Raw genomic sequence first — 26,998 nt, 5'->3', positions numbered from 1 at the left:
ATTGCAGGCGTTGGATCGTGTGTGAGAGGCCGGGTAGCGGGCGTTCACGCGCTCACCTCGTCGTCGGCCAGGGTGGCGCAGACTTTCAGCACTTCGTCGACGCTGGTGATGCCGGAGATGGCGTAGTCCAGGGCGCAGGCCGCCAGCGGGCGGTAGTGCGGTTGCTGGCGCGCGGCTTCGGCGAAGCCCTGCGGGTCGCCGCGGCGCAGGGCGGCGATCATCGGTTCGTCCAGTTCCAGCAGTTCGTAGACGCCGACGCGGCCGGCATAGCCGGTGTTGTGGCAATGGTGGCAACCGCTGCCACGCTTGAAGCCGCGGCCTTCCAGCGAGCCGCCGTGCAACGCTTCCAGCCAGGCCAGCTGGCGCGGATCGGGCTGGTGCTCTTCCAGGCAGTTCTCGCAGACCCGGCGCACCAGGCGCTGGGCCAGCACGGCGTTGAGCGCGGTGGCCACCAGGAAGGGCTCGACGCCCATGTCGATCAGGCGCATGGCCGAGGTCAGGGCGTCGTTGGTGTGCAGGGTCGAGAGCACCAGGTGGCCGGTGAGCGCGGCGCGCAGGCCGATCTCGGCGGTTTCCTGGTCGCGGATCTCGCCGACCAGGACGATGTCCGGGTCCTGGCGCAGGGCAGCGCGCAGCACGCGGGCGAAGGTCAGTTCGATCCTGGCGTTGACCTGCACCTGGTTGATCCGCGGCAGCCGGTATTCCACCGGGTCTTCCACGGTGATGATCTTCTTCTCCGGGCTGTTCAGCTCGGACAGCCCGGCATAGAGCGTGGTGGTCTTGCCCGAGCCGGTGGGGCCGGTGACCAGCACCATGCCGTGCGGGCGCTGCAGCAGGCGGCGGAAGCGTTCGAGCATGACCGCCGGCATGCCGGTGCCGTCGAGCTGGAACATCGCCCCGCTCTGGTCGAGCAGGCGCATCACCACCGATTCGCCGAACTGCACCGGCATGGTCGAGACGCGCACGTCGAGGTTGCGGTTCTTCACCCGGATGTTGAAGCGGCCGTCCTGCGGCAGGCGCTTCTCGGAGATGTCCAGGCCGGACATGATCTTCAGCCGCATGACCAGCGCCGAGGCGACCCGGTGCTCCTTCATCACCTGTTCGTTGAGCACGCCGTCGATGCGCTGGCGGATGCGCACCACGCCCTCGTCCGGCTCGATGTGGATGTCCGAGGCCTTCATCTGCACCGCGTCCTCGAACAGCGTCTGCAGCAGGCGCACCACCGGCGCATCGCTGTTGCTCTCGGCGCCCAGGCGCGACAGGTCGAAGTCGCTGTCCTGCAACTCGCCTTCGAGCTCGCCGGCCAGCGAGGCGATCTCGCTGGTGCGCCGGTAGAGCTGGTCGAGCGCGCCGAGCAGTTCGCTTTCGCGCACCACCGCGGGGTGCACGCGCTTGCCCAGCAGGCGCTCCATCTCGTCCTGGGCGAACAGGTCGAGCGGGTCGGTCATGCCCACCAGCAGGCCGTCGCCCTGGCGCGACAGCACGATCACCCGGAAGCGCCGGGCCACGGCTTCGGGCAGGCTCTGGGTCAGCTGGTTGTCGAACTTGTAGTGCTTGAGTTCGACGAAGGGAATCTGCAGCTGTTCGGACAGCGCGCGCAGCAGTCGCCCTTCGTCGATGAAGCCGAGGTCGAGCACCGTGCGTCCGAGCTTGGAGCCGGTGCGCTTCTGGTCTTGCAGTGCCTGCTGCAGCTGGGCCTCGCTGATCAGGCCGGCCTGGACCAGCAGATCGCCGAGACGGATCTTGCGCTGGCGCATGTCCTGCGGTGTCATCGTTTACCTCCCAGGGCGCCGGCCCGTTCTTCGGCGAAGCTCCGGGCGCTGCCGTCCAGCCCCTGCCCCTGCAGCGCCAGGCGATAATGCCGGGCCGCCTGCAGCGGCTGGTCGAGTTGTTCGTAGGCGATGGCCAGCCCCAGCTGCCAGGCCGCCTGCTGTCCATGGACATTGACCAGCTGCCGGTAAACCGCGGCGCTGCCCGCCCAGTCGCCGACCTGCTGGTACAGCGCGGCGAGCAAGGCGTGATAGGCCGGATCGCTCGCCAGCGCCGGCGGGTTCTGTTTCAGCGTGGAGAGCGCGCCGGCGTTGTCGCCGCCGAGCAACTGGCCGCGGGCCAGCAGCATGCGCAGCTCGGCATCGAATGGTCGCGCCTGCAGCTGGGCCGGCAGCCAGCCGAGCAGCGTCGTGCTGTCGCCAGCGGCGAGGTAGGCGCGGGCCAGCCAGCGGGTCGTCTCGGGATTGTCCGGCTGCGCCTTGTGCAGCCCCTGCAGCTGCTCGATGGCGCGCGGGAAGTCGCCCTGGCGCAGTGCCTCGCGTGCCTGGTCCAGGGCATCCGGGCGATGGCTGCCGATCTGCATGGACGGCCTGGCCGAGGCAGGCGACTGCACGGCTTGCGGCGCTGCCGGCACGGCTTGGCGTTCGGCGTCGCGCACGGTCGGGGGCGCCGGAGCCTGCTCGGCGGGCGCCGTGCGGGTCACCCACTCGGGCAATGCCGCTTCGTCCAGCACCGGCTCGGCGAGCGGCAGGTCCTGCAGGTCGACGGCCTCGTCGGTCGAGGCCGCACCCAGCTCGGTTTCCAGCCATAGCTGCCAATGGCCGCCGGCCGGCTCGAGTCGATCGCGGATGTCGAGGCGCTCGGTCATGCCGATCAGCAGCACCTGGACCTGTTCGCCCTGCTGCTCCACACGCCAGGAGAGGCTCAGGCCGTCGTGCTCGATACGGCCGCTACGCGCCTCGCCGGCCAGTTCCACGCCCGGCAGGCGCAGGCTGACCGCACCGCCTTCGTCGGTGCGCTGGTAGCCGACCGAACGGTCCAGCAGCAGTTGCAGCACGAAGCGCCTGCCGTCCTGCTGCGGCAGCACGTCGAGCAAACGGGTCGCGGCAGGGGCCACGGGCGCCGGAACGCCGACCGGCGTCTCGACCACTTCGGCGCCGGCACCCAGTTGCCGCTCGACGAACACGCCCAGTGGAATCGCCATCAGCGCACCCGCCACCGCCACCAGCAGCCAACGACGCATGCGCTCGAAGCGTTCTCGGCGCGCGGCGGCGGCCTCGTCCACCGCGTACATGCCTGCAAGCCGCTCGCGCTCGACCGGCGTGGCGCGGCGCGTTTCGAGGTCGCGCAGCATGTCGTTGACCAGGCTCATGGCAGCACCTCGGAGAGCCGGCCAAGCCAGGGCCAGGCGCCCAGCAGCAGGCTCAGCGACAAGGCCCCCGCCCAGACGGCCCAGCGCAGCGGCGAAGCGCCGCGCAGGAACGGACGCGCGCCCTCGGTATCGCTCAACGCCCGCCGCACATGACGCCCTTCGACCCGGCGCCGGCCCTCGCCGAAGGCGGCCATCAGGCATTTGTTGGCGAGGATGTTGAGCAAGCGAGGGATGCCGCCGCTGCCCTTGACCAGCAGGCGCACCGCAGCCGGCTTGAACAGCGGCTCGCCCTGGTAGCCGGCCGCGGCCATGCGCTCCTGCAGGTAGCGGCGGGTGTCGGCGACGTCCAGCGGGCGCAGCCGATAGGAAAAGGTGATGCGCTGGCGCAGCTGGCGGAAATCCTCGCGGGCCAGGGTGGCATCCAGTTCCGGCTGGCCGAACAGCACCACCTGCAGCAGCTTGCGCTGCTCGGTTTCGAGGTTGGTCAGCAGGCGCAGGGCTTCCAGCGTTGCCGGCGGCAGGGCCTGCGCCTCGTCGATCAGCAGCACGGTGCTCTTGCCCATGCCGGCCAGCTCGATCAAGCGCCGGTGCAGTGCGGCGAGCAGGCCATGGTTGTCCAGCTGCTCGACGTCCGCCACGTGCAGCTCGTGCGCCAGCGCCTGGCGCAGCACCATCGGCCCGAGCGCCGGGTTCGGCAGCCAGGCGAGCTGGTAGTGCTCGGCATCCAGCTGCTTGAGCAGTGCCCGACAAAGCAGGGTCTTGCCGGTGCCCACCTCGCCGGTCACCTTGATGAAGCCCTCCCCCTCGGCCAGCGCCACGCGCAGCAGGTTCAGGCAGGCCTGATAAGGCGGCAGCTGCACCATGAACCCGGTGTTGGGCGTCAGCGCGAAAGGCTTCTCGCGCAGGCCGAAGAATGCTTCGTACATCTGCCGACTACCTCACCTGCCGGAACGACTCGGCGCTGCGGCGCAGTTCGTCGAGCCAGACCTGGTCATCGATCACCTGCGGGCGCATGAGGATGACCAGCTCGGTCTGCTGGAGCGCCTTGCGCTGCTGCTGGAACAGCCCACCGACGATCGGCAGCTTGGAAGCCCAGGGGATGTTGGCGTCGTTGTTGGTGTTGCGGTTCTCCAGCAGGCCGCCGATGACCACCACCTGGCCGCTGCGCGCACGCACGATGGAGTCCGACTGGCGCGTGGTGGACAGCGCCAGCGGCAGGTTGAAGACGTTGTCGGCGCCGCCCAGCTGGATGCTCTTGTTCTGGTCCTGCACGCGGCTGACGGTGGGCCGCACGTGCAGGGTGACCTGGTCGTTCTCGTCGATCTGCGGCGTCACGTCCAGCGAGATGCCGGAGAAGAACGGCGTCAGGGTGATATCCAGGTCCGGCGCGGTGGTGCCGCCGGCCAGCGAGGTGGTGGTGGTGGAAACATCGGTGACGAAGAATTCGTCGGTGCCGACCTTGATCACCGCCTTCTGGTTGTTCAGCGTGGAGATACGCGGGCTGGAGAGCACGCGCACATCGCCCTGGGTTTCCAGCAGCTGGAGCATGCCGGCGAAGTCGCCAACACTGACCGCCGCGCTGAACACACCGCCAACATTGTCCACTCCGGTCAGCGCGTCGCCTTGCACACCCAGGGAGAAGTCGGCATTGCCCATGCTGCCGAGCTGCGCCCAGTTGATCCCCGCCTGGAAACCATCGGACAGGTTCACTTCGAGAATCTTGGTCTCCAGGATGACCTGGCGCTGCAGGTTGCGCTGGGCCTGCTGCAGGAAGTGCTCGACGTTCTGCTGGTCGGCGCTCGATGCACGGACCACCAGCAGGCCGGCCTGCGGGTTGACCACCACGCTGTTGCCTTGCTCGTTGCCGATCATCATTGCCACCACGTCGCGCACTTCGCTCCAGAAGTCCATGTTGCTGCTGGTCAGCAGCTGGCTGGCGTTGACCGTGCTGGACGTCGTGCTGGTGGTGGTGCCGCTCGCCGCCGTGCCGGTGTTGTCGCTGGTGGTGACCTGCCCGGAACTGACCCGGGTATCGCTCATGCCCTGGCGCTGGACGTTCAGGTAGTTCAGGTCGTAGGTGCGGGTCACCGCCAGGTTCGGCTGGATCTGGTAGCCGTAGCTGGTGCGGCGGTAGTCGTAGCCGTAGCTGTCGCGCACCGCCGCGAGCACTTCCTCCAGCGTCACGTTGCGCAGGCTGAAGGTGATGTTGCCGGTCACGCCGGGGTGCACCAGCAGGTTCTGCCCGGCGCTGTCCATCAGGCTGAGGAAGAACTCGCGGGCCGGCATGTCGCTGACCGCCACGTCGAAGCGCGGCCCGCTGGCGCCCGGCGCGGCATCGAGGCTCATCGGCGGAATCAGTGCCGCCTGCACCGAGGGCGGCGGCACGGCCTTGGCCTGGCTCTGCTCGAGGCTTTCCTCGAACAGCCGGTTGCTCTGCTCGTACAGGCGCTTGTCGCCATCTTCGAAGGTCTGGCAGGCGGTCAGCAGACAGAACAGGCTCAGGAAGCCGAGGCGCGGCAAAAGGATCGGCATCATGGTGTGGTTCGGCTCGAAGTGATAACCGGCGCGGCCAGACGCAACAGCTGTCGCTGCCCATCGCGCTCGATCAGGACGGAATTCGGATTGATCGCCAGCACGCGGGCGCCGGCCAGGCCGTCGCCGACCCGCAGCGACGCGCCATTGACCACGGCACGCGCGACCTTGCCGGTACGGATGATGGCCTGCAGGTGCAAGGCCACCGACGCCTGCCGCTCGGCGGGCGCGGGAGTGAGGGCGGCGGGCGGCCGGGTCGGGTCGATGGCGAACGCCGAAGCCGGCAGAAGCAACGCAAGCCAGGCGGCACGGAACGATCTAGACACCCACCCACCCCGCTTCGCGACTCAAGGTATGCAGCTCGAGGGTAATCCGTGCCGCGTCCGGCCCGGCCTCCTCGATCTGGTAGTCGAGGTTGTCCCAGTGCAGGCGCCAGCCGCTGTTCTGAACCGAGTGCAGGTAGTCGAGCAGTTCGAAATAGCCGCCCTGCAGCGTCAGCCGCAGGCCGTGACGATAGAAGCCCGGCGCCGCTGGCTTGGCCTCCTCCGCCGCGGCGGGCAATTCCAGCGGTGTGCTGAAGCTTTCCAGCTGCACCAGCTGCAGGCGCGGCTGGGTGCGCAGCAGGTCCTGCAACAGCGCTTTCATCCGGGCCGGCGAAACCAGCGCGCTGGTCTCCTCGTCGATGCGCCGGAGAATCCGCTCCCGCTCGTTTTGCGCGGCCTGCAGGGCCTCCCGATAGCTGCGATTGGGATCGGCGGCAAGCCGTGCCTGCAGCTCGAGCAGCGTATTGTGCGCCTCCGAGCGGTGGGCCTCGGCGAGCTGACGCTGGTTCTCCTGCGCGACAATACGCTGGCCGAGCGGATCGGCGACCAGCAGCACGTAGAGCATGGCCAGCAGGGCCAGGCCGACCAGATAGCCCAGCCACTGCTCGCGGGGCGCCAGCGTCCCCCAGCGTTGCACGACCGCCTTCACGGCACTATTCATCGGCGGTTTCCTTGTCGAGGCGCGACGACAGACGGAAACGCAGCAGGCCGTCGTCGTCGCGCTGCAGATCGAAACTGGCGAACTCGCGCCCACGCAATGCCTCGCTGCGCCCCAGGCTTTCCAGGTAAAGCGGCAGCAGCTCCTGGTCCTGGCTGAAACCGCGCAACAGCAGGTCGCTGCCACCTGCCTGCAGGCGGATGCGCGTCAACCACAACCCACTCGGCGGATGCCGATCGGCCAGCGCGGCGAGCACTGGCGCGAAGCCGCCACGCAGCTGGTTGTCGAGGCGCTGCAAGTGACTGGCCAGGCGCTGCAGCTGGCGGTTCTCCGCCTCGCGCTCGGCCAGTTGGACCGGCAATTGCGCATCCAGCTGTGGCTCGCGGTAATCGGCCTTGAAGGCAGCAAGTCGTGCCTCGTTCGCCGCCGCCTGGGCCTCGGCCTGCTGCCGGGCTTCGGCCGCTTGACGCAGCTGCCAGCCCTGCGCGACTCCATGCAACAGCATCAGCAGCGCCAGCGCACCCACGCCGAGCAGCATCTGCCGCGGCCGCGGGCCGCCCGTGCGACGACGTTCGTGCTGGTAGAGATTGATGTTCTGCATCAGCAGGCTTCCTGACGCAGTGCGGCACCGACCGCGCCGAAACAGAAGGCCTGCCGCGCCTCGGGCAGCTCGGCGACCGGTTGGCCGGGAAACAGCTCGCGCAGGTCGAGCCGCTGCAGGTTCACCGCCAGGCCGGAGGCCAGGGCCTGATGGGTTCGCTCGCTGTCCTGCTTCATCGGCAGCAGCATCAACCGGTTGATGTAGCCCTTGCCGAGCTGGCTCTCGAAGTAGTCCAGCGAACGCTGGATTTCCAGGGTCATGCTGCCCAGGTCCTGGGCGGCGCGGGCCAGGCCATGTTCGATATGCCGCGCCATGTAGATGTCGGCGCCGTTCTGGATGCAGATCAGGCCTTCGCTGGTGCGCAGCCGCAGCAAGGCGAGGTTCACGCCCTCGGCACCGGCGAGCAGGCCGAGGTTGCGAAAGGCCATTTCGGTGATGTCGATACTCGCCAGGCGCAGACCGGCGCGCTGCATGAGCCGGGCATAATGCTGCATCCGGCTTTTCTCGAGGACTGCGCAATAGACCATGCGGGTGCGCCCGCGGTAGGCGTCCTCCGGCAGCGCGAAGCAGTCGAGCACCACGTTATCGAGTGGCTGGCTGATCATGTCCTTGACGCGCCAGCGCATGGCGTCGCGCAACTCCTCGGATGGCACATCGGGCGCTTCGAGCAGGAAGATCTGGTATTCGGAGGGATGCAGCAGCACGTTCACCGGCAGGCCCTGCAGGTCGCGCTCGGCCACGAGCCTTTCGAGCAGTTGCGCATGCGCCTCGACCGGCGCCTCGTGATATTCGCAGCACAGCAAGGCCGGCTGCTGCCCGGGCACACGCGACACCTGCGCCAGGGCGATGCCATGCGGATCGACTTCGATTCCAAGCACACCGGCCGCTCTGGATTTCTTGGTTCTGGAAAACAGACCCACTACTGGCTCCCTCGCCAAGAATGTTCGTGCTAAAGCTGTGCAACGAGGCTCGACATTGCGGTCACGGACAGATAGCAAATTGCCATCTAGCCGAGGACTCTAACAATATTGGTTTTACGTGTCCAAATATTGTCGGAGATCAATTCATGCGCCATTAAAGCGTCAAATTAACAACGTCAAATATGTTGCGCGGGTTCTCAAGTAAATACATCGTCACGCGCTATGGATCCTTGCGACCACTCGTCGCTCGAACAGGTCACAAAAACAGACATCGGACGAACGGCTCGTCGGAGACGGGAGGAAAGGCTCTATCCAGGGGCAGACAGCGCGCGCCGGTCCTGCGCCACTCAGAACAGACTCAGTTGCTCGAAGCCGCCACGCAGATCGATCAGACGCACCCCCACACCGATCAGGCGGACCGGCTTGCCGCCGCGAGAGAAGGCATTGCCGAGCAGCTCGGCATAGTCGGCCAGCTCGAGGCCCGCACCGGCCTGCTCGAGAGTCGTCTGGGTGAAGTCATGGAACTTGAGTTTCACGAAGGGCTTTGCAGGGCGGTAGCCGCCATCCAGCCTCGCCATGCGCACGCCAAGCTGCTGCAGCAATTCCGGCAGCCGTTCCAGGCAGGCCGCCAGATCAGGCAGGTCGCGGTCGTAGGTCTGCTCGACACTGACCGACTGGCGCCGGCTCTCCACCTGCACCGGCCGCTCGTCGATGCCCCGCGCCAAGCCCCAGAGGCGCTCACCGAAGGCACCGAACTCGCGAACCAGCTCCAGCTTGCCCCACTCGCGCAGGTCACCACAGGTGCGAATGCCCAGGCGCGCCAGCTTCTCGGCCGTGACCCGGCCGACACCGTGCAGCCGCTTGACCTCGAGGGCCTCGACGAAGCCATCCACCTGCGCCGGTGTGATGACGCACAGGCCGTCGGGCTTGTTCCAGTCGCTGGCGATCTTGGCGAGAAACTTGTTGGGCGCCACGCCGGCCGATACCGTGATGCGCAGCTGCTGCCAGACCCGCCGACGAATGTCCTCGGCGATGCGGGTGGCACTACCGGCGAAATGCTCGCAGGCGGAAACGTCGAGATAGGCCTCGTCCAGCGACAGCGGCTCGATCTGCTCGGTGTAGGTACGGAAGATGTTGTGAATCTCCCGCGATGCCTCTTTGTAGGCATCCATCCGCGGGCGCAGGATCAGCAGGTCCGGACACAGCTTGAGCGCATGCGCCGAGGCCATGGCCGAACGCACGCCATAAGCCCGCGCCTCGTAATTACAGGTGGCGATCACCCCACGTCGATCCGCGGCACCGCCGACGGCGATCGGGCGGCGCGCCAGGCTCGGGTCGTCGCGCATCTCGATCGCCGCATAGAAGCAGTCGCAATCGATATGGATGATCTTGCGCGGGCGCACACTCGTCACCGCAGCCACGCCCCACAAGGAACGAAGCACGAGCGCCGGGAGTCATCAATACTGACGACGAGCGGGCCACTCGCCCGCAGGCAGAACAACCGGAGGTTCACATGAGATTCCTAAACATTGGAGCAGCGGCGCTTGCCGTATTTTTCTGCACCGCCGTCACGGCGGACCAGGACATGATGAATACACAGCCCCAGGGCATGCAGACCCAACCCAGCCAGGACAAGGCCAGCAACCCCCATATCGAAGCCCGCGAAGAAGCCAAGCGCAAGCACATGAAGAAGCAGAACGAGGAACAGTGGCGCAAGGACGCCGAGCAGCGCAAGGAAAGCGAGATGAAACGCCCCGAACAGTCCGGCAACTAAGGGCTTTCGCGGCGCGGGCGAGGACGCCGAGCCCGCGCCGCGATACCCTGCACGAGCAGTTCGCGCACCGGGGCTCAGCGAATAGCGCGCCCTACAACTCCAAGGGATAGGGCTGCACCAGCGCCCGGCCATAACCCTCAACGAACTCCGTCGGCATCCGCTTGGGCTTGCCGCTGGAGAGTTCGATACAGACGAAAGTCGTCTGCGCCCGCAGCAGGGTCGCGCCATCGGCCGGCCTGATCAGCTGGAAACTGCGCTTCATCTTCAAACGCTGATCGGACTCGGAAATCCAGGTGCCCAACTGCAGCAGATCGCCTTCGTAGGCTGCCGCGAGGTAGTCGATCTCGTGTCGCAGCACCGCCATGGCGCGATCCAGGCGACGATAATCGCCCACCCCGAGCCCCAGGCTCTGGGAATGCTGCCAGGCGCACTGCTCCAGCCACGTCACGTAGACCGCGTTGTTGGCGTGACCGAGTTCGTCGATGTGCCCGGGCAGCACCTGAAGATCGATGATGAATGCTTGCGCTTGATCCCAGCTCATTGCTCGTAGCTCCCGACCGATTGTTTGCGACGCCCTATGAGACCGCAGACAGCCCAGCGAGTCACGCCCGTTGTTGCGCGCGATGGCGAAGCATTCAGCAACCCAAGGGCGAGCCCTCGACCCTCAGCAGGCCTGCCTGCAATCGTCGCGAGAGCGCACCTCCCACAGGGTCCGGTGTGCACCGATTGCTTTCGTGGGAGGCCCGACCTCGGGGCGATGTCTCTGAATATTCCAGCCAGCTCTAGCCGGCTTTCCATACAGGCAAAACAAAAAGGGCCATCTCATGAGAGATGGCCCCTTGATGCCCAAGACGGGCAATAAAAATGGCGTCCCCTAGGGGACTCGAACCCCTGTTACCGCCGTGAAAGGGCGGTGTCCTAGGCCACTAGACGAAGGGGACGAAACCTTCGTACGAACCGCAATGCTTCTGCAGATCGCTGGAAATTGGTGGAGCTAGACGGGATCGAACCGTCGACCTCTTGCATGCCATGCAAGCGCTCTCCCAGCTGAGCTATAGCCCCGGATTTAGCGTCTCGCGACGTGCGATGCGCAGTACGCATCGCGAAATAGTGGCGTCCCCTAGGGGACTCGAACCCCTGTTACCGCCGTGAAAGGGCGGTGTCCTAGGCCACTAGACGAAGGGGACGCAAGCCCTTCAAAGGCGACCGATCGAAGCGACCGGTGTGGCGATCGAGATTGGTGGAGCTAGACGGGATCGAACCGTCGACCTCTTGCATGCCATGCAAGCGCTCTCCCAGCTGAGCTATAGCCCCATCTCGAGGACGGGGCGCATATTAGGGGCGCCCCTGGGCAGTGTCAACAATATTTTCGACCGCAGCCGAAGTTTTTTGGCATTAGGAACAACTACTTACCGCCGACGAATGGCGCCTGCGAAGCCCGCTCGCGCCCTGCTCCACCCGTCGGCCGGCTCAGGTTAGGGTCTGTTCCCGTTTCGTTCGCGGCCGCGCCGGAGCCTGTTTTTGCGCGGCTCACGACGAAATGGGAGCAGACTCTAGGGTCGCCAGCAGCTTTTCCCACTCCTTGGTTTCCTTCTTCGACGCGCCACCCAGCAATTCCAGCGCGTTGCGCAGGCGGAAGCGGGTCAGGTCCGGCCCGAGGATTTCCATGGCGTCGAGCACCGACACCGAGCTGGCCTGGCCGGTGATGGCGGCGAACATCAACGGCATCGCATCACGCAGCTTGAGGCCCAGATGCTCCGCCACCTGGGTGATGCAGGCGGTGATGCGCTCCTTCTCCCACTGGCGCAGGGCTTCGAGCTTCCAGAGGATCAGCTGCAGCACCTGGCGCACCTGGGTTGCATCCAGCTTCTTGTGGGCGAACAGGGCCGGATCGAGGTTCAGCGCACCGGAGAAGAAAAAGCCGGCCAGCGGCGCGATCTGGCTGAAGGTTTCCACCCGCTGCTGCACGTGCGGCGCGATCTTCATCAGGTATTCGGGATTCAGCGCCCAGCGCTGCACTTCGGCAGCGAACTGCTCCAGCGACAGCTCGCGCAGCCACTGGCCGTTGAGCCAGGAAAGCTTCTCCAGGTCGAAGATCGGCCCGCCGAGGGAAACGCGGTTGATGTCGAAGTGCTCGATCATTTCCGCCAGGGTGAACTTCTCGCGCTCGTCCGGCATCGACCAGCCCATGCGGCCGATGTAGTTGAGCATCGCCTGCGGCAGGAAGCCCATGCGCTCGTAGAAGGTCACCGAGGTGGGATTCTTGCGCTTGGACAGCTTGCTCTTGTCCGGATTGCGCAGCAGCGGCATGTAGCACAGCTGCGGCTGTTCCCAGCCGAAGTACTCGTAGAGCTTGATCAGCTTCGGTGCCGACGGCAGCCATTCCTCGCCGCGCAACACGTGGGTGATGCCCATCAGGTGGTCGTCGACGACGTTGGCGAGGAAGTAGGTCGGCAGGCCGTCGGCCTTCATCAGCACCTGCATGTCCATGCGGTCCCAGCCGATCTCGACGGTGCCGCGCAGCATGTCCGGCACCTGGCAGACGCCCTCGCTCGGCACCTTCATGCGCACCACGTGGGACTCGCCGGCGGCAACGCGGCGCTGCGCTTCGGCCGGATCGAGGTGCATGCAGTGCCCGTCGTAGCGCGGGGTTTCCTTGTTGGCCATCTGCTCGGCGCGCACTTGTTCGAGGCGTTCGGCGCTGCAGAAGCAGGGGAAGGCATGGCCCTTGGCGACCAGTTCGTCCGAGTACTTCCTGTAGATCGCGCCACGCTCGCTCTGCCGGTACGGGCCGTGCGGGCCGCCGACGTCGGGGCCCTCGTCCCACTCGATACCCAACCAGCGCAGCGCGTCGTAGATCTGCTGTTCCGATTCGCGGGTCGAGCGCAACTGGTCGGTGTCCTCGATGCGCAGGATGAACTGGCCGCCGTGCTGCCGGGCGAAGCACAGGTTGAACAGCGCGATATAGGCGGTGCCGACGTGGGGGTCGCCGGTCGGCGACGGCGCGATACGGGTACGGACGGTGGTCATGTTGGTCTCGAATCCAGGCCACTGAAAAACACGGCGACCGGCAGATGAGCAGGTCGGTACGCGGAAAGACGCGATGTTAGCAGGCGGACCTCCTCCGGCTCTACCAAGCGGCCACTCATCACCGGCAGCGCTGGCCGCCGCGCCGGGAACGACGCGAGCCGACGTTTCCTGAATGCAGCGAAATTCCCGTACCTGTAACAGTTTATTTCCAAGGCTGAACGCTGCTAGATTGCCTGGCCGACCGCCATGGCAACGAGCCTCGACATGCCCGCCACGCTGAAACGCCGACTGTTCCTCTTCGTGACCGTTGTACTGCTGGCCGCGGCCGCCCTGCTCGCCCACTGGTTCTTCATCGACCGCCATTACGAGCACACCGACAATGCCTACGTGCAGGGCGAGATCACCCGTATCGCCAGTCAACTGGCCGCGCGCATCGAGCGGGTGCACGTGGAGGACAACCAGCATGTCGCCGCCGGCGACCTGCTGGTGACGCTCGAAGCCGGGGATTTCCGCCTTGCGCTCGAACAGGCCCGCGCCAGCCTGGCGACACACGAGGCCGAGCTCGTCCAGGCGCGCAGCCGCCTGGCCCAGCAGAACAGCCTGATCGCCGCCAGCCAGGCCGCCCTGGGCGCCGCACAGGCGAACCTGGAACGCAGCCAGCTCGATCTGTCTCGCGCCGAGGCGCTGCGCAAGCCCGGCTTCGTCTCGGAGGAGCGCGTGACGACACTCTCGGCCGATGCCCGCGTGGCCCGCTCGCAGCAGCAGAAGGCCGAGGCAGACCTGAGCGCCCAGCGCCAGCAGGTCGACACGCTCGAGGCAGAACTGCAGCGCCTGCAAGCGCAGATCGACAGCGCCCGCGCACAGATCGCACAGGCCGCGCTGAATCTCGGGCGCACCGAGATCCGCTCGCCCATCGGCGGCATCGTCGGCCAGCGCTCGGCGCGCACCGGGCAATACGTGGCGGTCGGCGCCTACCTGATGTCGGTGGTCCCGGACGAGGACATCTGGGTCCAGGCCAACTTCAAGGAAACCCAGATCGGCCACATGCACGAGGGCCAGACGGCCGAGCTGACCTTCGACAGCTTTCCCGATACCCCCATCGCAGGCCGCGTGGCGAGCCTCTTCCCGGCGTCCGGCGCGCAGTTCAGCCTGCTGCCGCCGGACAACGCGACCGGCAACTTCACCAAGGTGGTCCAGCGCATTCCGGTCAAGCTGACCTTCGCCCGCGACAACCCGCTCGGGGGTCGCATCCGCCCCGGCATGTCGGTGGACGTCAGGGTCGACCTCCGTGGCCGCTGATGCGCTGATCCGCCCCGAGGGCGAGCCCAGCCGACGCGACTGGATCGCGGTGATGAGCGCCATGCTCGGCGCCTTCATGGCGGTACTGGATATCCAGATCACCAACTCGTCGCTCAAGGACATCCAGGGCGCACTCTCGGCCACGCTGGAGGAAGGCTCGTGGATCTCCACCTCCTACCTGGTAGCGGAGATCATCATGATTCCGCTGACCGCCTGGCTGGTACAGCTGCTCTCGGCTCGTCGGCTGGCGGTCTGGGTGTCGATCGGCTTCCTGATCTCTTCGCTGCTCTGCTCACTGGCCTGGAACCTGGAAAGCATGATCGTCTTCCGTGCCTTGCAGGGCTTCACCGGTGGCGCATTGATTCCGCTGGCCTTCACCCTGACGCTGATCAAGCTGCCGGAGCACCACCGCGCCAAGGGCATGGCGCTGTTCGCCATCACCGCGACCTTCGCCCCGTCGATCGGTCCGACGCTCGGCGGCTGGCTCACCGAGAACTGGGGCTGGGAGTACATCTTCTACATCAACGTGCCGCCGGGGCTGGTGATGATCGCCGGCCTGCTCTATGGCCTGGAAAAGAAACCACCGCACTGGGAACTGCTGAAGAGCACCGACTACGCCGGCATCGTCACGCTGGCGGCCGGCCTCGGCTGCCTGCAGGTATTTCTCGAAGAAGGCCATCGCAAGGACTGGCTCGAGTCGAGCCTGATCGTCGAACTGGGCGTGATCGCCCTGCTCAGCCTGATCCTGTTCGTGATCCTGCAGCTGTCGCGACCCAACCCGCTGATCAACCTGGGCATCCTGCGCGAGCGCAACTTCGGCCTGAGCAGCATCGCCAGCCTCGGCATGGGCCTCGGGCTCTACGGTTCGATCTACCTGCTGCCGCTGTACCTGGCGCAGATCCAGCAGTACAACGCCCTGCAGATCGGCCAGGTAATCATGTGGATGGGCATTCCGCAGCTGTTCCTGATTCCGCTGGTGCCCAAGCTGATGAAGGTCGTCGCGCCGAAATGGCTGTGCGCCGTGGGCTTCGCCCTGTTCGGCCTGTCCAGCTTCGCCTCGGGTGTGCTCAACCCCGATTTCGCCGGCGACCAGTTCCATCCGATCCAGATCATCCGTGCCTTCGGCCAGCCGCTGATCATGGTGACCGTCTCGCTGATCGCCACGGCCTATGTGCAACCCCAGGACGCGGGATCGGCGTCCAGCCTGTTCAACATCCTGCGCAACCTGGGCGGCGCCATCGGCATCGCCCTGCTGGCGACCCTGCTGGACAGCCGCAGCAAGGTCTATTTCGACTACCTGCGCGAAGCGCTGGTGCCGACCAACCCGGCGGTCGCCGAGCGCCTGGCCGCCCTGGCCGCGCAGCTGGGCAGCGAGCAGGCGGCGCTGGGCCGGCTCAGCGAGATCACCCACCAGCAGGCGCTGATCATGGCCTACAACGATGCCTTCCATTTCGTCGGCATCGCCCTGGCGATCAGCATGCTTGCCGTGGTGCTGACCCGCCCGCTACCGCAGAACAGGCAGGCCGGTGCCGGCGGCCATTAGCGTGGCAACACAGCCCGAATTGCCACGCGTATTCGCTCGGTGCCGAGAGCGCAGGATATGGATTTCGGCATACGGGAGGCCGGCCTTGGTCCGTGTGCTGTTGGGCTTCGCCGCTACGCGGCTCAACCCAACCTACGGTCCGGCGGCCACCCTCCCAGCCGTCGAAGCGTCCGTAGGTTGGGTTGAGCAAAGCGAAGCCCAACATGGCGGACCATCAGGTGGCACATCCGCCATGGCGTTCCCACGGGAAATGCCTGTGCACAGCCTTGAGCCCGTACGACGTCGAGCTTCGCCGCTACGCGGCTCAACCCAACCTACGGGGCTGGCCGCTAGCAGTATGCCGAGCTGTCAGACCTGCAACAGCCGCTCGCGCAGCTTGTGGATTTCGTCACGCGCCTCGGCGGCGGCCTCGAATTCCAGGTCGCGCGCCAGCAGCAGCATCTTCTCTTCCAGCTGGCGGATGCGCTTAGTGATCTCGCTCGGCGAGCGCAGCTCGTTCTCGTAGCGCGCGCTTTCCTCCGCCGTCTTGGCCTCGCTGCGCCGCTTGCGGCTGCGTGAGCCGGGCACGGTGGCGCCTTCGAGGATGTCCTGCACATCCTTCTTCACGCCCTTGGGCACGATGCCATGCGCCTCGTTGAAGGCGATCTGCTTGGCGCGCCGACGTTCGGTCTCGTCGATGGCGCGTTGCATGGAACCGGTGATGTTGTCCGCATAGAGGATCGCCCGGCCGTTGAGGTTGCGCGCGGCGCGGCCGATGGTCTGGATCAGCGAGCGCTCGGAGCGCAGGAAGCCTTCCTTGTCGGCATCGAGCACGGCCACCAGCGACACTTCCGGCATATCCAGGCCCTCGCGCAGCAGGTTGATGCCCACCAGCACGTCGAAGGTGCCCAGGCGCAGGTCGCGAATGATCTCGACCCGTTCCACCGTATCGATGTCCGAGTGCAGGTAGCGCACCCGCACGTCGTGGTCGCCGAGGTAGTCGGTGAGGTCCTCGGCCATGCGCTTGGTCAGGGTGGTGACCAGCACGCGCTCTTCCTTGGCCACGCACTTGCGGATTTCCGACAGCAGGTCGTCGACCTGGGTCAGCGCCGGGCGCACCTCGATCTGCGGGTCGACCAGCCCCGTCGGGCGCACCACCTGCTCGACCACCCGCCCGGCATGCTCGGCCTCGTACGGTCCCGGTGTGGCGGAAACGAAGATGGTCTGCGGGCAGATCGCCTCCCATTCGTCGAAGCGCATCGGCCGGTTGTCCAGCGCCGACGGCAGGCGGAAGCCGTATTCGACCAGGGTTTCCTTGCGCGAACGGTCGCCCTTGTACATGGCCCCGACCTGCGGCACCGAGACGTGGGACTCGTCGATCACCAGCAGCGCATCGGCCGGCAGGTAGTCGAACAGCGTCGGCGGCGGCTCGCCCTCCTCGCGCCCGGACAGGTAGCGCGAGTAGTTCTCGATGCCGTTGCAGTAGCCCAGTTCCATGATCATTTCCAGATCGAAACGGGTGCGCTGCTCCAGCCGCTGAGCCTCCACCAGCTTGTTCTGGCTGCGCAGGTAGTCGAGGCGCTGGCGCAGCTCGTCCTTGATCTTTTCGATGGCCTCGAGCAGCGTCTCGCGCGGCGTCACGTAGTGGCTCTTGGGGTAGAAGGTGAAGCGCGGCAACTTGCGGATCACCTCGCCGGTCAGCGGGTCGAAGGCGGACAGGCTTTCCACCTCGTCGTCGAACAGCTCGATGCGCACCGCCTCCAGGTCCGATTCGGCCGGGAACACGTCGATCACGTCGCCGCGCACGCGGAAGGTGGCGCGGGCGAAATCCATGTCGTTGCGGGTGTACTGCAGGCCGGTCAGGCGCCGCAGCAGTTCGCGCTGGTCGAGACGGTCGCCGCGGTCGATGTGCAGCACCATCTTCAGGTAGGACTGCGGATCACCCAGGCCGTAGATGCACGACACCGTGGTGACGATGATCGCGTCCGGCCGCTCCAGCAGCGCCTTGGTCGCCGACAGGCGCATCTGCTCGATGTGGTCGTTGATCGAGGCATCCTTCTCGATGAAGGTGTCCGACGACGGCACGTAGGCTTCCGGCTGGTAATAGTCGTAGTAGGAGACGAAATACTCCACCGCGTTGTGCGGGAAGAACGCCTTGAACTCACCGTAGAGCTGCGCGGCCAGGGTCTTGTTCGGCGCCAGCACCAGCGTCGGCCGCTGCACGTGGGCGATGACGTTGGCGATGCTGAAGGTCTTGCCCGAGCCGGTCACGCCCAGCAGCGTCTGGTGCGACAGCCCGGCCTCGATGCCCTCGATCATCTGCCGGATGGCCTCCGGCTGGTCGCCGGCCGGCTTGAAACGCGTGACCAGTTCGAACTGAGACATATCGATCCTCTGAAAGGCGCGAAACCCCGGATTTTCGCCCACGGCGAAGTCGACGAAGCCCGCGATAAATCCGCACTAGCATATCGCAGGCGACAGGCATGACCGCTATACTACCGCCCCGTTTGCGCATCACCCTGCGCGCCGACGCGAGGGGTGATGAATCTGTCACTCTTCCCTTCGAGCCCCCTCACCATGAGTTTGTTCTCCGCTGTCGAAATGGCGCCGCGCGACCCCATCCTCGGCCTCACTGAAGCCTTCAACGCCGACACGCGGCCGAACAAGGTCAACCTCGGGGTCGGTGTCTACTACAACGAAGAAGGTCGCATTCCCCTGCTGCGCGCCGTCGCCGAGGCCGAACAGGCCCGCCTCGCCGCCCATGCGCCCCGCGGCTACCTGCCGATCGAAGGTATTGCCGCCTACGACGCCGCCGTGCAGAAGCTGCTGTTCGGCGACGACTCCGCCCTGATCGCCGAGGGCCGCGTCGTCACCGCCCAGGCGCTCGGCGGTACCGGCGCGCTCAAGGTCGGCGCGGATTTCCTCAAGCGCCTGCTGCCCGATGCGGTGGTCGCCATCAGCAACCCGAGCTGGGAGAACCACCGCGCGCTGTTCGAGTCCGCCGGCTTCCCGGTGCGCCACTACGGCTACTACGACGCGGCCAGCCACGGCATCGACCGCGCCGGCATGCTCGCCGACCTGCGCAACCTGCCGGCGCGCTCCATCGTCGTGCTGCACGCCTGCTGCCACAACCCCACCGGCGTCGACCTGGCCCTGGACGACTGGAAGCAGATCCTCGACGTGCTCAGGGAGCGCGACCACGTTCCGTTCATCGACATCGCCTACCAGGGTTTCGGCGACGGCATCGAGCAAGACGCCGCCGCGGTGCGCCTGTTCGCCGAATCGGGCATGACCTTCTTCGTCTCCAGCTCGTTCTCCAAGTCCTTCTCGCTGTACGGCGAGCGGGTCGGCGCGCTGTCGATGGTCACCCAGAACCGCGACGAGTCGGCGCGCGTGCTGTCGCAGGTCAAGCGCGTGATCCGCACCAACTACTCCAACCCGCCGACCCATGGCGCCATCATCGTCTCCAGCGTGCTCAGCAGCCCGGAACTGCGCGCCCTGTGGGAAGCCGAGCTGGGCGAGATGCGCGATCGCATCCGCGAGATGCGCCTGAGCATGGTCGAGCAACTGGCGGCCAAGGGCGCCAAGCAGGACTTCGGCTTCGTCGCCGCCCAGCGTGGCATGTTCTCCTACTCCGGCCTCAGCGCCGAACAGGTCGAGCGCCTGCGCGTCGAGTTCGGCGTCTACGCCATCGCCACCGGCCGCATCTGCGCCGCCGCCCTGAACCGCAACAACATCGGCCACGTGACCGACGCCATCGTCCAGGTCCTCTGATCGCCGCCGCCAACGGGGCCTCGGCCCCGCCTGGCGGACCTGCTGCCGGAAAGGCTCGAAGGGGTTGACTTCTCCTTTCCAAACAGTAGGATACGCACCGTTGTTCCGCGATAGCTCAGTCGGTAGAGCAAATGACTGTTAATCATTGGGTCCCTGGTTCGAGTCCAGGTCGCGGAGCCAGATTCGAAAGCCTCGGTTAATACCGGGGCTTTTTATTGCCCGTCGGACTCTCACCAGGGACTGCGTCCCAGGTTATTCGGCCTCCGGCCCCACCCCTCCGGGGCCGCGCTGAAGCGCGTTCTGCTACACAGTCGAGTCCAGGTCGCGGAGCCAGACTCGAGACTTAAGGCAACTCAATACCCGACAGGGTATGTGTTGGAAACGCGTTGCGCAGGTATTCCATAAAGGCGGTCACCTTGGTACTGACCAGGCGGCGGGAATTGTGAAGTGCCCAAAGCTCGATGGGGCGGTCCAGCATGCGCCCCCATATGACGAGGCCATTTCTGGCCACCGCACTTTCCACCAATGACCTGGGAAGCAGTGCCGCACCGGCTCCAGCCAGAACCGCATCACGCATCATCAGCAGTGACGACATTTGGATTCTGATGTCGGGCATGACACTGTTCAGCGTATCGCCATCCTGATAGCGCCATAGGCCGCCATCGTATTTGCTCGAAAAGGTGATCGCAGGGACGGACGGCGTCTCCCCCCCGACCGCTATGGTCGGGCGCTTGAGCGAGGGAGATGCGACCAGCAGCATTTCATCTCGGGCAAAGCAGCGCCCCACGAGCCCCACATCAGGACTGGGGTTGACTCGTATGACGACGTCGAAGCCGTCTTCCACCAGATCGATGTTGCGGTCATCGGCCACGATGTCCAGCCGCACGTCCGGGTAGGCCTGCGCGAAACCAGCCGCCAGACGGCCCAGCAGGGTCATCGAAAACAACACCGGCGCACTGACGCGCAGACGACCTCGCGGGGTAGACAACCCCGAGGCCACCAGATCCCCGGCTTCGACGATTTCAGCTAGCGGCCCCTGGACGCGCTCCAGCAGGGCCTGCCCTTCCTCGGTCAAACGCAGCGCGCGTGCACCGCGCTCGAGCAGCCGTATTCCAAGGCTGCGCTCCAAGTCCATCACACGCCTGGATAACGTGGCCTTGGGCCGTCCACTGAGTCGGCTGGCTTTGCCGAATCCGCCTTGAGAAGCAACCAGTTGGAAATCTGCTAATGAGGACAAATCCATAAAGCGATCCATATATGAGACGAACCGTCCACATAATACAGTCTTCACACCATATATGGACCCATCTACTGTGTTGGTCACGCGCTTCCCCGCGCTCCAAAAACCCTTCGCGAAGGAGAACACCATGACTACTCTCTGGGATCCGATCCGTATCGGTCGCATGAACCTTCCGCATCGCCTGGCGATGTCGCCGCTGACCCGCAGCCGCGCACTGCCGGATGGCACCCCGGGCGAATTCGCCGCGGAATACTATTCGCAGCGTGCCTCGCTGGGCCTGCTGATTTCCGAAGGCACCCAGCCGTCGGAGGACGGCCAGGGGTTCCTCAATTCCCCGGGTATCCACACCGACGCTCATGTCGCCGGCTGGCGCCAGATCACCGATGCCGTACATGCCGAGGGTGGCCACCTGTTCATTCAGATCATGCATGCCGGGCGTATGTCCCACCCCGACAACACGCTGCATGGCCGCCAGGCGGTTGCGCCGTCGGCCATCGCACCTGACGCGCAGATCTACACGCCTACTGGTATCCAGCAAGCACTCCAGCCGCGGGCACTGTCGCTGGACGAAATCCAGGCCACCGTGGAGGACTTCCGTCTGGCGGCCGCCCGGGCGATTGCGGCGGGCGCGGACGGCGTGGAGATCCATGCCGCCAATGGCTACCTTATCCAGCAGTTCCTTTCGCCCAATGCCAACACTCGCGAGGATCGCTATGGCGGCTCGATCGCCAACCGCATCCGTTTCGCCCTGGAAGTCGCTACCGCCGTGGCCGGCGAGATCGGCGCCGATCGCACGGGCATCCGCCTGTCGCCCGGCTCGCGCCTGGGCGGCATCGACGAAGGCAAGAACTACGGCGAGCTGTATCGCACGCTGGTGGCCGAGCTGGCGCAACTGGATCTGGCCTACCTGCATGTTGCCCACAACGGCGATGAGCCCCTGCTCAAGGATATCCGAGCCCTGTGGCCTGGCGTGCTACTGGTGAACCGCGTAAATCGGCCTTTGGAACTGATCGGGCAGGACGTCGAGTCCGGCCTGGCGGATGTATCCCCCGTCGGCCGGTGGGCGCTGTCCAATCCGGACTTCGTGCAGCGCCTACGTACCGGCCAACCTCTTAACGAGCCCGACCCGCAGACCTTCTACGGCGGCGGTGCGCGCGGCTATACGGACTACCCGCGACTGCCGGACCGGATGCAGCCAGCCGGCTGAGCCATGGATTCCTTCCCATTCATCAAAGAGCAAACCGCCATGAAGTTACGATCCCTGGCCTCGGCCATCTACGCCACCCTCGCCGTTATAGGCGCGCCCCCAGTCCTGGCCCATGACGACCAGACGGAAACCGTCACGAAAAACTTCGAGGCCGCCATCCCCAACATTCCGGGCAAGTCGTTGCATGCAGTGGAAGTCGAGTATGCGCCGGGCGCAGCCTCTCCGTCCCACACCCACGCGAGCTCGGCTTTCATTTACGCCTATGTCATCTCGGGTGCGATTGAATCGAAGGTGAATGACGGCGAGACGCGCATCTATCAGGCGGGCGAAAGCTGGTCCGAGCCGCCGAAAGCGGTTCATTCAGTGAGCCGCAACGCAAGCAAGACCCAGCCGGCGAAGCTGCTCGCTGTCTTTGTTCTCGATAGCGGCGACAACCCGCTGACCACCCCCATCGAATAACCTTGAAGGATGACATCATGAGCAAGCGTATTGACTACAACCAAGTCTCCCCGAATGGCGCCAAGGCTCTTGGCGGCGTGTATGGCTACGTCATGCAGAGCGACCTGCCCGCCGAACTGGTGGAACTGGTGTATCTGCGCGTCTCACAGATCAATAACTGCGCCTATTGCCTCGACATGCACACCCGAGACCTTGTGAAGAAGGGCGTGCCGGTCGAGAAACTTGCCCTGGTTCAGGCCTGGGAGGAAGGTGGCAACCTTTTCAGCGAGACCGAGCGCGCTGCCTTTGCCTGGGCCGAGACGGTGACGTGCGTGGCGCAGACCGGAGTGCCGGATGACGCCTATCAGGCTGCGCGTGAGATTTTCGGTGAAAAAGAGCTGGTCGACCTCACGATCGCGGTCAGCCTGATGAACGCCTACAATCGCTTGGCGATCAGCTTCCGCAATACGCCGCAGGCGGCAATCACGGATTAAGGACATCGCGCACCAGCTCAACCATGCGAGCCCGCCAGCGGCGGGCTCTGGTTACCCGGGAGCGTGGGAGAACGGAGCGCTATCTACATTGCAGGATCGAGTCATCAGGCTGGGTTGAGACGCGGTGCGCCAACCTACGGTAGGACGCATACAAAGAGCCGCGATCATTCGACCAACGGCTCGCTGAAGCGCTGGCGCAACCAGCCCTGCGCCAACAACGAACACCCCCATCCCAGCAACACCCCAAGCACGTTCGCCAACATGTCCCAGCGGGACGCCATCCGGTTCGGCAGGAAGCCCTGCCCCATCTCGATCAGCAGCGCAGCCGCCACCGTCAGCAACAAGCCCCAGAGAAAGGAACCCCGGGGAAAGGCCAGACGCAAGGTGAAGGCCAGAGCGGCGAATCCGAGCAGGTGGTGCAGCTTGTCCTGCTGATCGAAAAGTTGCGGAACAGGCTCGGGTTTCAAGCCATTGAACAGCACGACCGCCAACACGATCAGAAAGGGCACGGCACGCAGATACGGTATAAGGCGGACTACTCTCGTTCAAGGCACACCCACGGCAGGCGGCGCAGTAGGACAGGGGCGAGGAGCCCGGCGAAAACGCCGGGCTCCTTCGCCACGCGGCCAATAGACAAACGAAACGGCACAAAGATCGCGGGCCGTTCGCCACTCGTCCTTGTCGGCATATTTCAGGAGCAATAAAAATGCCCGCATCTCTCGATGCGGGCATTCGTTACAACGGGACTCGCGAAACGGGCGAAACCGCGGCTCAGGCGTCGGTCTTACCCACCGCCGACTTGATCAGTGCCTGCAGTTCGCCCTTCTCGAACATCTCGAGAATGATGTCGCTGCCGCCGACCAGCTCGCCGTTGACCCACAGTTGCGGGAAGGTCGGCCAGTTGGCGTACTTCGGCAGGTTGGCGCGAATTTCCGGGTTCTGCAGGATGTCCACGTAGGCAAACTTCTCGCCGCAGCCCATCACCGCCTGGGTAGCGCGCGCGGAGAACCCGCACTGCGGGGCATTGGGCGAGCCTTTCATGTACAGCAGCACCGGGTTGTTGGCGATCTGTTCTTTGATGGTTTCGATGATATCCATGGAGTACCTCGGCTAGACACGGTTGCCGCGCATTGTAACGGAAATCCTTCCCGAAAGCCGAGCGAAGGACTCAGCTTTAATGACGCTGCAAAGGCCGCCAATGCTGCGATTCAGGGCATTGCACCAGGCCGGGGCGAGATTTGCGCCTGCGCTTGGTTTCTGGATAAGATCGCGCCTTTCCCGTTTCGTCGCTCCCCGTGCGACCCCCAGTCGTCGGTCCCTCTTTTCCCCGGAAATCCCAGGACTGCACGCTGTGGCAATAAAGGTAGTTGATATGAGCGCAAGGCATTTTCTCTCACTCATGGACTGCACGCCCCAGGAGCTGATCGACCTGGTCCGCCGCGGCATCGAGCTGAAGGATCTGCGCGAGCGTGGCATGCTGTTCGAACCCCTGAAGAACCGCGTACTGGGCATGATCTTCGAAAAGGCCTCGACCCGCACCCGGCTGTCCTTCGAAGCCGGCATGATCCAGCTCGGCGGCCAGGCGATCTTCTTGTCGCCGCGCGACACTCAGCTTGGCCGCGGCGAGCCGATCAGCGATTCGGCCATCGTCATGTCGCGCATGCTGGACGCGGTGATGATCCGCACCTTCGCTCACTCGACCCTGACCGATTTCGCCGCGCACTCCAGCGTGCCGGTCATCAACGGCCTGTCGGACGACCTGCACCCCTGCCAGTTGCTGGCCGACATGCAGACCTTCCACGAGCACCGCGGCAGCATCACCGGCAAGACGGTGGCCTGGATCGGCGACGGCAACAACATGTGCAACACCTATATAGAAGCGGCGATCCAGTTCGATTTCCAGCTGAAGGTCGCCTGCCCCGAGGGCTACGAGCCTGACGCCGCGCTGCTGGCCCGTGCCGGCGACCGCGTGCAGGTGATGCGCGATCCACGCGAGGCCGCCGCTGGCGCGCACCTGATCAGCACCGATGTCTGGGCTTCGATGGGCCAGGAGGACGAAGTCGCCGCGCGCCTCGCCACCTTCCGTCCGTACCAGGTCGACCGCGCCCTGCTCGATTGCGCCGCCGAGGACGTGCTGTTCATGCACTGCCTGCCGGCGCATCGTGGCGAGGAGATCAGCGAAGACCTGCTCGACGACCCCCGCTCGGTCGCTTGGGACCAGGCGGAGAATCGCCTGCATGTACAGAAGGCGCTGCTCGAATTTCTCGTCGAGCCCGCCTACCACCACGCATGAGAAGCGAACCGCCGCTACTGCAACTGCGTGACCTGGCCTGCGGCTATGGTACGCAGAGCATCGTGCAGCACCTGAGCCTGCACCTGAATCGCGGCGATATCGGCTGCCTGCTGGGCCCCTCGGGTTGCGGCAAGACCACCACCCTGCGCGCCATTGCCGGCTTCGAGCCGGTGCATCAGGGCGAAATACAGCTGACGGACACGGTGATTTCCCGCGCCGGCTTCACCCTGGCGCCGGAGAAGCGCCGCATCGGCATGGTATTCCAGGACTACGCCCTGTTCCCGCACCTCAGCGTGGCGGAAAACATCGCCTTCGGCATCCGCAAGCACCCAGATTGCCAACGCATCGTCGCCGAGATGCTCGAACTGGTGCATCTGCCGGCGCTCGGCAAGCGCTACCCGCACGAACTGTCCGGCGGCCAGCAGCAACGCGTGGCGCTGGCTCGCGCTCTGGCCCCCGAACCGGCCCTGCTGCTGCTCGACGAGCCCTTCTCCAATCTCGACGTGGAGTTGCGCCGGCGCCTCAGCCATGAGGTGCGCGAGATTCTCAAGGCACGCAATACCAGCGCGATCCTGGTCACCCACGATCAGGAAGAGGCCTTCGCGGTCAGCGATCAGGTCGGCGTGTTCAAGGATGGCCGCCTGCAGCAGTGGGACACGCCCTTCAACCTCTATCACGAGCCGCTGACGCCCTTCGTCGCCAGCTTCATCGGTCAGGGCTACTTCATTCGCGGCCAGTTGCTCGACCCGGAAACCGTGCAGACCGAGCTCGGCATCATCCACGGCAACCGCGCCTACAACTGGCCGACGGGCAGCTCGGTGGACGTCCTGCTGCGCCCGGACGACATCGTCTATCGGCCGGACAGCCCGTTGCGCGCCCTGATCATCGGCAAGACGTTCCTCGGCGCCTCGACGCTCTACCGGCTGCAGCTGCCCACCGGCAATCAGTTGGTGGCCATCTTCCCCAGCCATGCCGACTACCCCACCGGCCAGGATGTGGGCATCGCCATTGCCGCCGATCATCTGGTGATATTCCCGGCCCAGGGCAGCGTCGCCGCACGCGACACACTCCCGGCAGCCGCTGCGGCTCACTGAGCGCGATTCACGCCCCTACGGCTTCGGACAGGCACGGCAAGCCCGCACGCGTCCTGTAGGAGCCAGCTTGCTGGCGATGCTCGCGGACGGCTCCGGGGTCGCCAGGCACAAAGGGGTATATGCGGCACGCCGGCATCAGCCGCCTGCCGAACCGTCCGCCCGCCCCTTCTGCCGCCGCAGCCGAAAGAACTCGCTGAGCGCCGCGCCACACTCCTGCGCCAGCACCCCGCCCTCGACCAGTACCCGATGGTTGAGGAATTCCTGCGCGAAGAACTGCCCACGGCTGACCACCACGCCGGCCTTCGGCTCGGTGGTGCCGTACACCACGCGCCGGATGCGCGAATGCACGATGAGCCCGGCGCACATGCTGCAGGGCTCCAGCGTCACGTACAGCGTGCTGCCCGGCAGACGATAGTTCTCCATGCTCAGCGCGGCCTCGCGGATCGCCACCATTTCCGCGTGGGCGCTGGGGTCGTGCCGGGAAATCGGGCAGTTGTAGCCGCGCCCGATGACCTGGCCATCCTGCACCAGCACCGCGCCCACGGGCACCTCTCCCAGCGCCGCGCCCTGCGCCGCCAGCGCCAGCGCCTCGCGCATGAAGCGCTCGTCCTGACCGCGATCGATGATCTGTGGTTTCTTCATGATTCCAACCATAGG

At 65.5% G+C, this 26,998-nt stretch carries 25 protein-coding genes and 5 tRNA genes; 10 read left to right on the top strand and 20 right to left on the bottom strand.

From position 1 onward, the window contains the following. Positions 1-44: 44 nt before the first annotated feature. The 9 genes from CXK94_RS08585 to dinB all read right to left on the bottom strand — a co-directional run bounded on the left by CXK94_RS08585 (position 45) and on the right by dinB (position 9,579). The gene (locus tag CXK94_RS08585; protein ID WP_102893996.1) at positions 45-1,772 is read right to left on the bottom strand and encodes a GspE/PulE family protein; all 1,728 of its coding nucleotides are present in this window, start codon (positions 1,770-1,772) and stop codon (positions 45-47) included. Then, positions 1,769-3,142 carry a tetratricopeptide repeat protein gene (locus tag CXK94_RS08580; protein WP_102893995.1) on the bottom strand — a complete coding sequence of 458 codons (1,374 nt, stop codon included), beginning with the start codon at positions 3,140-3,142 and terminating at the stop codon, positions 1,769-1,771. The genes CXK94_RS08585 and CXK94_RS08580 overlap by 4 nt, the downstream gene beginning before the upstream one ends. Further along, positions 3,139-4,068, bottom strand: coding sequence for an ExeA family protein (locus CXK94_RS08575; RefSeq protein ID WP_102893994.1), 930 nt, complete (start codon positions 4,066-4,068; stop codon positions 3,139-3,141). Before CXK94_RS08575 ends, CXK94_RS08580 begins: the two co-directional genes overlap by 4 nt. Before the next feature lie 7 nt (positions 4,069-4,075). Then, complete coding sequence (gene mshL, locus CXK94_RS08570; protein ID WP_102893993.1) at positions 4,076-5,677, bottom strand: pilus (MSHA type) biogenesis protein MshL; 1,602 nt, start codon at positions 5,675-5,677, stop codon at positions 4,076-4,078. Then, positions 5,674-6,000, bottom strand: coding sequence for a Type II secretory pathway component (locus tag CXK94_RS08565; protein WP_256046170.1), 327 nt, complete (start codon positions 5,998-6,000; stop codon positions 5,674-5,676). Before CXK94_RS08565 ends, mshL begins: the two co-directional genes overlap by 4 nt. Continuing rightward, entirely contained in the window at positions 5,993-6,658 is a 666-nt protein-coding gene (locus tag CXK94_RS08560) for an MSHA biogenesis protein MshJ (protein WP_102893992.1), read from the bottom strand. Before CXK94_RS08560 ends, CXK94_RS08565 begins: the two co-directional genes overlap by 8 nt. Then, on the bottom strand, positions 6,651-7,256 hold the full coding sequence (locus tag CXK94_RS08555) for a PilN domain-containing protein (protein WP_102893991.1): 606 nt from the start codon (positions 7,254-7,256) through the stop codon (positions 6,651-6,653). Before CXK94_RS08555 ends, CXK94_RS08560 begins: the two co-directional genes overlap by 8 nt. Beyond that, the gene (locus tag CXK94_RS08550; RefSeq protein WP_256046169.1) at positions 7,256-8,134 is read right to left on the bottom strand and encodes an MSHA biogenesis protein MshI; all 879 of its coding nucleotides are present in this window, start codon (positions 8,132-8,134) and stop codon (positions 7,256-7,258) included. The genes CXK94_RS08555 and CXK94_RS08550 overlap by 1 nt, the downstream gene beginning before the upstream one ends. 389 nt (positions 8,135-8,523) lie before the next feature. Then, a complete protein-coding gene (dinB, locus tag CXK94_RS08545) occupies positions 8,524-9,579 on the bottom strand; it encodes a DNA polymerase IV (RefSeq protein ID WP_102893989.1) in 1,056 nt (351 codons plus the stop codon). A gap of 182 nt (positions 9,580-9,761) precedes the next feature. Between dinB and CXK94_RS08540 the strand changes: the two genes are divergently transcribed. Further along, on the top strand, positions 9,762-9,950 hold the full coding sequence (locus CXK94_RS08540) for a hypothetical protein (RefSeq protein WP_102893988.1): 189 nt from the start codon (positions 9,762-9,764) through the stop codon (positions 9,948-9,950). Between the two features lie 91 nt (positions 9,951-10,041). Here CXK94_RS08540 and CXK94_RS08535 read toward each other — a convergent pair whose 3' ends face one another. The 6 genes from CXK94_RS08535 to gltX all read right to left on the bottom strand — a co-directional run bounded on the left by CXK94_RS08535 (position 10,042) and on the right by gltX (position 12,980). Next, positions 10,042-10,491 carry an acyl-CoA thioesterase gene (locus tag CXK94_RS08535; protein WP_037039769.1) on the bottom strand — a complete coding sequence of 150 codons (450 nt, stop codon included), beginning with the start codon at positions 10,489-10,491 and terminating at the stop codon, positions 10,042-10,044. 324 nt (positions 10,492-10,815) lie between these two features. Beyond that, positions 10,816-10,891, bottom strand: a tRNA-Glu gene (locus tag CXK94_RS08530). Between the two features lie 45 nt (positions 10,892-10,936). Next, positions 10,937-11,012, bottom strand: a tRNA-Ala gene (locus CXK94_RS08525). Between the two features lie 49 nt (positions 11,013-11,061). Next, positions 11,062-11,137, bottom strand: a tRNA-Glu gene (locus CXK94_RS08520). A 51-nt stretch (positions 11,138-11,188) separates the two neighbouring features. Then, positions 11,189-11,264 (bottom strand) — tRNA-Ala (locus tag CXK94_RS08515). A gap of 216 nt (positions 11,265-11,480) precedes the next feature. Beyond that, on the bottom strand, positions 11,481-12,980 hold the full coding sequence (gene gltX, locus CXK94_RS08510) for a glutamate--tRNA ligase (protein WP_102893987.1): 1,500 nt from the start codon (positions 12,978-12,980) through the stop codon (positions 11,481-11,483). 264 nt (positions 12,981-13,244) lie between these two features. On the opposite strand from gltX, the gene CXK94_RS08505 reads away from it, so the two are divergent. Together CXK94_RS08505 and CXK94_RS08500 are read left to right on the top strand one after the other, a co-directional pair. Then, positions 13,245-14,279, top strand: a complete 1,035-nt coding sequence (locus CXK94_RS08505; protein ID WP_102893986.1) for an HlyD family secretion protein — start codon at positions 13,245-13,247, stop codon at positions 14,277-14,279. After that, positions 14,269-15,822, top strand: a complete 1,554-nt coding sequence (locus CXK94_RS08500; protein WP_102893985.1) for an MDR family MFS transporter — start codon at positions 14,269-14,271, stop codon at positions 15,820-15,822. The genes CXK94_RS08505 and CXK94_RS08500 overlap by 11 nt, the downstream gene beginning before the upstream one ends. A gap of 348 nt (positions 15,823-16,170) precedes the next feature. On the opposite strand, the gene uvrB is transcribed toward CXK94_RS08500, so the two are convergent. Next, the gene (gene uvrB / locus CXK94_RS08495) at positions 16,171-18,186 is read right to left on the bottom strand and encodes an excinuclease ABC subunit UvrB (protein WP_102893984.1); all 2,016 of its coding nucleotides are present in this window, start codon (positions 18,184-18,186) and stop codon (positions 16,171-16,173) included. A gap of 192 nt (positions 18,187-18,378) precedes the next feature. Here uvrB and CXK94_RS08490 point away from each other — a divergent pair, with 192 nt between their 5' ends. Then, positions 18,379-19,575 carry an amino acid aminotransferase gene (locus CXK94_RS08490; RefSeq protein WP_102893983.1) on the top strand — a complete coding sequence of 399 codons (1,197 nt, stop codon included), beginning with the start codon at positions 18,379-18,381 and terminating at the stop codon, positions 19,573-19,575. Positions 19,576-19,679: 104 nt separating this feature from the next. Continuing rightward, positions 19,680-19,755, top strand: a tRNA-Asn gene (locus CXK94_RS08485). 163 nt (positions 19,756-19,918) lie between these two features. Here the strand turns inward: CXK94_RS08485 and CXK94_RS08480 are convergent. Beyond that, positions 19,919-20,818, bottom strand: a complete 900-nt coding sequence (locus CXK94_RS08480; RefSeq protein ID WP_102894073.1) for a LysR family transcriptional regulator — start codon at positions 20,816-20,818, stop codon at positions 19,919-19,921. 124 nt (positions 20,819-20,942) lie between these two features. Between CXK94_RS08480 and CXK94_RS08475 the strand changes: the two genes are divergently transcribed. From CXK94_RS08475 to CXK94_RS08465, 3 genes are read left to right on the top strand one after another with little or no spacing between them, the layout of a single operon-like run. Then, positions 20,943-22,022: an alkene reductase gene (locus CXK94_RS08475; RefSeq protein ID WP_102893982.1), complete on the top strand. Its 1,080-nt coding sequence runs from the start codon at positions 20,943-20,945 to the stop codon at positions 22,020-22,022. A 39-nt stretch (positions 22,023-22,061) separates the two neighbouring features. Next, the gene (locus CXK94_RS08470) at positions 22,062-22,481 is read left to right on the top strand and encodes a cupin domain-containing protein (protein ID WP_102894072.1); all 420 of its coding nucleotides are present in this window, start codon (positions 22,062-22,064) and stop codon (positions 22,479-22,481) included. A 17-nt stretch (positions 22,482-22,498) separates the two neighbouring features. Continuing rightward, a complete protein-coding gene (locus CXK94_RS08465; protein ID WP_102894071.1) occupies positions 22,499-22,954 on the top strand; it encodes a carboxymuconolactone decarboxylase family protein in 456 nt (151 codons plus the stop codon). Between the two features lie 164 nt (positions 22,955-23,118). On the opposite strand, the gene CXK94_RS08460 is transcribed toward CXK94_RS08465, so the two are convergent. Together CXK94_RS08460 and grxD are read right to left on the bottom strand one after the other, a co-directional pair. After that, the gene (locus CXK94_RS08460) at positions 23,119-23,481 is read right to left on the bottom strand and encodes a VanZ family protein (RefSeq protein ID WP_102893981.1); all 363 of its coding nucleotides are present in this window, start codon (positions 23,479-23,481) and stop codon (positions 23,119-23,121) included. Between the two features lie 244 nt (positions 23,482-23,725). Then, positions 23,726-24,052 carry a Grx4 family monothiol glutaredoxin gene (grxD, locus tag CXK94_RS08455; RefSeq protein ID WP_102893980.1) on the bottom strand — a complete coding sequence of 109 codons (327 nt, stop codon included), beginning with the start codon at positions 24,050-24,052 and terminating at the stop codon, positions 23,726-23,728. Positions 24,053-24,326: 274 nt separating this feature from the next. Between grxD and argF the strand changes: the two genes are divergently transcribed. Both argF and CXK94_RS08445 read left to right on the top strand, forming a co-directional pair. Further along, positions 24,327-25,247: an ornithine carbamoyltransferase gene (argF, locus tag CXK94_RS08450; RefSeq protein ID WP_102893979.1), complete on the top strand. Its 921-nt coding sequence runs from the start codon at positions 24,327-24,329 to the stop codon at positions 25,245-25,247. Continuing rightward, positions 25,244-26,341: an ABC transporter ATP-binding protein gene (locus CXK94_RS08445; protein WP_102893978.1), complete on the top strand. Its 1,098-nt coding sequence runs from the start codon at positions 25,244-25,246 to the stop codon at positions 26,339-26,341. Before argF ends, CXK94_RS08445 begins: the two co-directional genes overlap by 4 nt. A 135-nt stretch (positions 26,342-26,476) precedes the next feature. On the opposite strand, the gene tadA is transcribed toward CXK94_RS08445, so the two are convergent. After that, a complete protein-coding gene (gene tadA, locus CXK94_RS08440) occupies positions 26,477-26,983 on the bottom strand; it encodes a tRNA adenosine(34) deaminase TadA (protein ID WP_102893977.1) in 507 nt (168 codons plus the stop codon). Positions 26,984-26,998 lie beyond the last annotated feature (15 nt).

Origin of the sequence: Stutzerimonas stutzeri (assembly GCF_002890915.1) — a bacterium.
GTDB lineage: Bacteria > Pseudomonadota > Gammaproteobacteria > Pseudomonadales > Pseudomonadaceae > Stutzerimonas > Stutzerimonas stutzeri_AF.
The sequence above is the reverse complement of the archived record's forward strand: the minus strand, read 5'-3'. Positions and strand labels throughout refer to the sequence as shown.